At 29.0% G+C, this 5,194-nt stretch carries 7 protein-coding genes; all 7 read right to left on the bottom strand.

From position 1 onward, the window contains the following. Positions 1-198 precede the first annotated feature (198 nt). The gene (locus ACVCZW_RS00540) at positions 199-825 is read right to left on the bottom strand and encodes a hypothetical protein (protein ID WP_452231367.1); all 627 of its coding nucleotides are present in this window, start codon (positions 823-825) and stop codon (positions 199-201) included. 138 nt (positions 826-963) lie between these two features. Continuing rightward, positions 964-1,440, bottom strand: a complete 477-nt coding sequence (locus ACVCZW_RS00535; protein ID WP_452231366.1) for a hypothetical protein — start codon at positions 1,438-1,440, stop codon at positions 964-966. A gap of 164 nt (positions 1,441-1,604) precedes the next feature. Next, complete coding sequence (locus ACVCZW_RS00530) at positions 1,605-2,021, bottom strand: hypothetical protein (RefSeq protein WP_452231365.1); 417 nt, start codon at positions 2,019-2,021, stop codon at positions 1,605-1,607. Positions 2,022-2,212: 191 nt separating this feature from the next. After that, positions 2,213-2,920, bottom strand: coding sequence for a hypothetical protein (locus ACVCZW_RS00525; RefSeq protein WP_452231364.1), 708 nt, complete (start codon positions 2,918-2,920; stop codon positions 2,213-2,215). 190 nt (positions 2,921-3,110) lie between these two features. Then, positions 3,111-3,539 carry a hypothetical protein gene (locus ACVCZW_RS00520; RefSeq protein ID WP_452227663.1) on the bottom strand — a complete coding sequence of 143 codons (429 nt, stop codon included), beginning with the start codon at positions 3,537-3,539 and terminating at the stop codon, positions 3,111-3,113. A 165-nt stretch (positions 3,540-3,704) separates the two neighbouring features. Further along, positions 3,705-4,349, bottom strand: a complete 645-nt coding sequence (locus tag ACVCZW_RS00515) for a DUF4145 domain-containing protein (RefSeq protein ID WP_452231363.1) — start codon at positions 4,347-4,349, stop codon at positions 3,705-3,707. A gap of 162 nt (positions 4,350-4,511) precedes the next feature. Beyond that, entirely contained in the window at positions 4,512-5,054 is a 543-nt protein-coding gene (locus ACVCZW_RS00510; protein WP_452231362.1) for a hypothetical protein, read from the bottom strand. Positions 5,055-5,194: the final 140 nt, after the last annotated feature.

Below are 5,194 nucleotides of genomic sequence, written 5' to 3'. Positions count from 1 at the left end.
TGTAAAAAACATTAAAATTATTGTCGTTATTCTCATTTTTTTTAATTACATACAACGTGTTTGTATATGGTTTGTTGCGTGTTTAAGCACTAAATTTAGCAAATAAAAACCGAATAGAAAATCCGCGAGGGTTTTCGTAAGCAGGCTAGAACTAGCAATAAATTATATACGGTGTTGTAGCTAGTTTTTGTTTAATTCTCAATTCCATATCATTCTACCTGAAATATGATTTGGACAAACTACAATAACGCTATTTTTACTTTCAAGATATTCTGGTTTTTTCTCTTTAATAATTTTAGTTGCTAAAATATCCAATTCCTTTTGATTCTTTGGATGGTCTATTTCCATATTAAATTCATACTGTTTGCCAAGGTTTAATTTGCCAACTTGTACCGTGTTATCTTGAATAAGAATTATATCTATTCCAGATTCCACTTCAGGTTTGGTTTTTCCGTCTCCGAAAATAGTTATCCGTTCTAATTCCTTTATTTCCAATTTTTGTGAGTTTCTATTTAATATTAATTCAGTCAATTCATAAAGAAATTTTGGATTTTGCATTGTCTTTATAAAATTCAGAATCCTATTTTCGTCAAATTCAGATTTCAAATATTCTTTCCCATTTGCTGTTAGCTTATAAACTGGAAGTTCTTTAGAAGAGTTGCTCTTTTTGATTTCAATTAACTCCGAGTTTTTTAAATTAGTCAAAAATTCATCAACATTTCCAGGGAAGTCAGCTCTATCAAAAATTTTTGTCAGCCCATAAATGTTATTTAAACTAGGATGCTTGTCAATCAAAAATAGTATTAAAGTTTCTTTGTTAGACATTCGGTTAAATTAGCTACAACGTTTATGTATATGGTTTGTTGCGTGGTTTAGTACGTAATTTAGCAAATAAAAACCGAATAGAAAATCCGCGAGGATTTTCGTAAGCAGGCAAGAACTAGCAATAAATTATATACGGTGTTATGTGCTGTTCTTGTTCGTGATTATTTCTATTATTTTTTTCAGATTATTGTCAATTTCTTCTTCTATTTTCCAATTATATTTCCTGCTAGTTTTAAAATCGGTTAATTCATATTCAGTTCCATCCAAAACGATTTTTTGGGTTTCGCTAATTTCCAAGCCCAATTTTAAGATATTCTGTATTTCATAAATTTCGTTTAGAGAAACAGATAATTCTTTTTCTTTTATTTTAATATTTTCTAAACTATAAATTCCGAAATCATTTTTTTGGCCCAGTTCCGCACGATTCCATTCACGATAGATGAGTTTCCGTGTTGCTAATCCATTTTTCATTAAGAAAGTCCAAGAATGTCCTGTAATCAGCATTGATGTCATTTCACAATAATTCCATAAAGGTGTCCATTCATCATCAAATTCAGAAGTCAAAAGTCTTTTTATTTCAGAATGATATTGTATAGAATCAGTTGTTAATTTCAATGTTCAGGTGTTTTTGGCGAATTGCACATAACGTGTTTGTATATGGTTTGTTGCGTGTTTAAGAACGTAATTTAGCAAATAAAAACCGAATAGAAAATCCGCGAGGGTTTTCGTAAGCAGGCAAGAACTAGCAATAAATTATATACGGTGTTGTATGCAGTTTTTTATTCGGCAGATTGGGTAATTATTACTCTATCAAAATAATTTCCTGCTGAAAAGTCTACTCTTAACACCCTTTCGGAGTTGGTTTGATTTTCATTCATTTCAATTAGTATTTCAGTTTTAGAGTTTCTTTGAATGCTAAATTCATCATTACCAATTATAAAAGTATTAGAGCAAGGGTTTATATCTATTCCAATTGTTGGTGTGATATAATTTCCATTTAAAGAGATACCTGCAAGACACCATCCATATTCAGTTGTTATTGTTACATTGTTATTGTCAGATGTAAATTCTACATTTTTTTGAGAAAGACCTATATTATCGTCCCATTTTTCAATATTATTTTCTTCTGATTTTGAACAAGAAATAGTAGTTGTTAATAAAAATATCCAGATTATTATGTGATAATTATTTTTCATATTTATTCTTTTTATGTAGATGCAAAATCAGCAAAATGGTTGCGTTAAATTGCATACAACGTGTTTGTATATGGTTTGTTGCGTGGTTAAGAACGTAATTTAGCAAATAAAAACCGAATAGAAAATCCGCGAGGGTTTTCGTAAGCAGGCTAGAACTAGCAATAAATTATATACGGTGTTGGCAAATCGTTTTAATATTCATAATTCAATTCTAAAGTTTCATCGTCAGGAATAAAAAGATTTAATTCCTCGATTTCAGTATAAATTCCGTTTTTCCTTTTTGAAATTTTTATATTATTATTCTCGTTTTCAGCGACGAACACTTCGATTGTTTGGTTATTTATATTATCAGCATTAATTCCAAAACTACCTCCAGGATAATTAGAAATAACTTTAAAGAAGTCATTTTCTTGTATAGGATTGAAGTTAGTTAAATTAACATTTAAAATTGCTTTTGTAGGTACATAAAATGATTTATCAATAATGGTGTCTCTTGTGGTTATAGAATATATTACATCCCAATTATTAAAGCCTTCTAAATTTTGACTTGGTATTATGTAATTATTAATATTTTCAACTTCGGAAACATCAGCTTGTAATCTAAAATATCCTTCGGCATTTTCTCCAAGTTCATTGTCCTCAATAAAAAATTCCATTCGATAATATCCATTATTGTCAGTTGTGGTTTGACGTATGTTTCTTACAGAGACACCATAAGTTCCAGTCGAAGCTCTATAGTCTAATTCAACTTTAACATTTTTTATAGGCTCATTATTGGCAGTTGTGAAAGTTCCTTCAATAACAGTGCATTCAGATTCGCAAACATTATTAAAATCATCATCAATTTTTTCGCAACCATAAAAACTGATTATTAATAATAGTAAAATTAATTTTCGCATAAACTTTTTTTTAATAGATGTAAATTTTGCTAAATGGTTGCGTCAAATGTTTGCCAACGTTTATGTATAAGAATAGTTGCGGGTTTGTATGCGAGGATTTTCCGAAGGAAAATCAGACGTTACAAACACGCAACGACCTTTGATTAAGCACTAAACCGCAATTATTTTTATACGGTGTTGTAGGTAGTTTTTATATTTCAGTCATTTTAATAGTTTTACTCGATGTTCTTCTTTCTCCATCTGTTGTTGTATAACTTGTAATGATTTTTAATTCCGAAAATTCTTTATAATTCCGAATACTTTTTTTAATTATATCAGAAGTTAGTTCAATCTTATTTTTCTTTTCTTCAGAAGTAACAGGTTTAAATTCCGAAATCATTATAGTAATGTCATTCGATATTTTCCCATTAAAATTAGTCTCACTTTTCGAAATCAATGGGAATTCACAATTCCATATTTTTTTTAAACTCTCAATAGTTTTTTCTCTTGAGTCAGAATATATAATTTCAATTGAATTTGTTTTCGAGTTTATTACTAATTCAGATTTTTTTTGAGAGTCAGTTTTATTTACACAACTCAACACTAAAATTCCGATTAAAAAGTACAATATTTTTTTCATTAGTTCCGTTTTTCTCAAATTACCTACAACGTTGATGTGTATGGTTAGTTGCGTGGTTTAGCGAGTAAGTTAACAAAAAGGCACGAACCTGAGAATATTCCGAAGGAATATTCCAGATAAACACTGACCTAGCAATTAATTATACACGGTGTTGGCAAATCGTTTTTATTCAGGCATATCATTAACAAAGCTTTCGGTAAGTTTCTCCATTTCAATCCAATGAACTGTTAATTCAATAAGTTTTTTTAAGTCCTGTAGGTTTTTTGTTTCCCATTTTTTTACATAATGTGTCTCATCATTACCTAACCAAGCGGCTCGTTTCGCAACGGTTTTAATTCTCTCGTCAGTAACATAAGTTTTAATACAATTACCTAACTGCATTTTTAAAATTTTAGCTTTTTCAGGCTCATTTTTTTGAATAGTATAATCTTTTATTAAGAATTCTAGTGCTTTTCTATAACCAACACCGCAAATTTCGTTTAGATTTTCTTGTTCTGCTGAAAATGCCTCATTGTAAATTACAGCAAAACTCGATGAAGTTTCAGTAATAGCTTCGCTAAAAGTCTTTCCAAGTCTCATTCCAAATGTAGTGCGCTCAGAATATTTATAGATAGTATTCCCATCATAATGATAATATCCAATGAATGATTTTTTACACTTACTATAAGGGCAAGACATAAAAACTTCAACTTGTCTATTATGATTATAACCTAAAATTAAATTTGGTGTGATTGAATTATGACAAAAGGGACACTTATCAGGTAAGGCATTTAATTTTAAGGTTCCAGCATTTGAGTTTACTTGGTACATAGTTTTGTTTTTGTTTTAAATGTTTGCCAACGTTTATGTATATGAAAAGTTGCGTATTTGCGTGCGAGGATTTTCCGAAGGAAAATCGGAAGTTAGCAAAGGCGCAACTAACTTTATTTAAGCACTAATCTAGTAATTTTTTATATACAGTGTTGGCAATAGTTATTTTTCAATATATTCTTTCGCAATGTTATCAATAAGATTTATCCACTGAGATTTTAAATGTTCCTTATCGTCAAATCTTTTTTCATTCCTCAAGTAAGTTTTGTATTCAGAGTTATTTAAATTCAATTTTATGAAATATCCGTAATTATGACTAAACCACATTTTTGAAGTTGGTTCAGTTGCTTTTATATCAGTTTTGTTATTGAAATAGAAATCGAGAATATTTGTAAATTCAGAACATTCCTTTATCGGAAACTCTTTAAATTTGTTTTTCTTTTTGGTCTTAATAACTTTTATAGAATCTTTTCCGTTTTTTCTCCAAAAAAATAAATGTGTTGCGTTATTTCCTCTTCCATTATCAAAAGTGTAATAAGCTTGTAAAAGAGTGTCAACTTTTTTTAAAGTTAATTCAGCTCGAAAATCATAAATTGCTTTATCCATTTCAAAGTCAAACTTTTTAAGTTCAGATTGTCCAAATGATAAATTGAAAACAAAAGTTAAAAAGAATAAAAGAATTTTAATTTTTATCGCGATTTTCATAATTATTGCCAACGTATACGTATATGGAAAGTAGCGTTTAAATAATGACTTGTCTTTCCGGCTTGTATATATTTTATAAAGAAACAAAAAATATTGATTAAACAACCAATTAGCTATTTTATATATACGTTGTTATGTTT

The sequence above is a fragment of the Lacinutrix sp. MEBiC02595 genome, from assembly GCF_053601555.1.
Note: the sequence above shows the minus strand (reverse complement) of the source record. Positions and strands in the feature narration are given on the sequence as shown.

Coding starts and splice junctions, on each gene's coding strand:
- ACVCZW_RS00510 (WP_452231362.1), bottom strand. CDS start 5,054: ATGAAAATCGCGATAAAAATTAAAATTCTTTTATTCTTTTTAACTTTT.
- ACVCZW_RS00520 (WP_452227663.1), bottom strand. CDS start 3,539: ATGAAAAAAATATTGTACTTTTTAATCGGAATTTTAGTGTTGAGTTGT.
- ACVCZW_RS00530 (WP_452231365.1), bottom strand. CDS start 2,021: ATGAAAAATAATTATCACATAATAATCTGGATATTTTTATTAACAACT.
- ACVCZW_RS00515 (WP_452231363.1), bottom strand. CDS start 4,349: ATGTACCAAGTAAACTCAAATGCTGGAACCTTAAAATTAAATGCCTTA.
- ACVCZW_RS00525 (WP_452231364.1), bottom strand. CDS start 2,920: ATGCGAAAATTAATTTTACTATTATTAATAATCAGTTTTTATGGTTGC.
- ACVCZW_RS00540 (WP_452231367.1), bottom strand. CDS start 825: ATGTCTAACAAAGAAACTTTAATACTATTTTTGATTGACAAGCATCCT.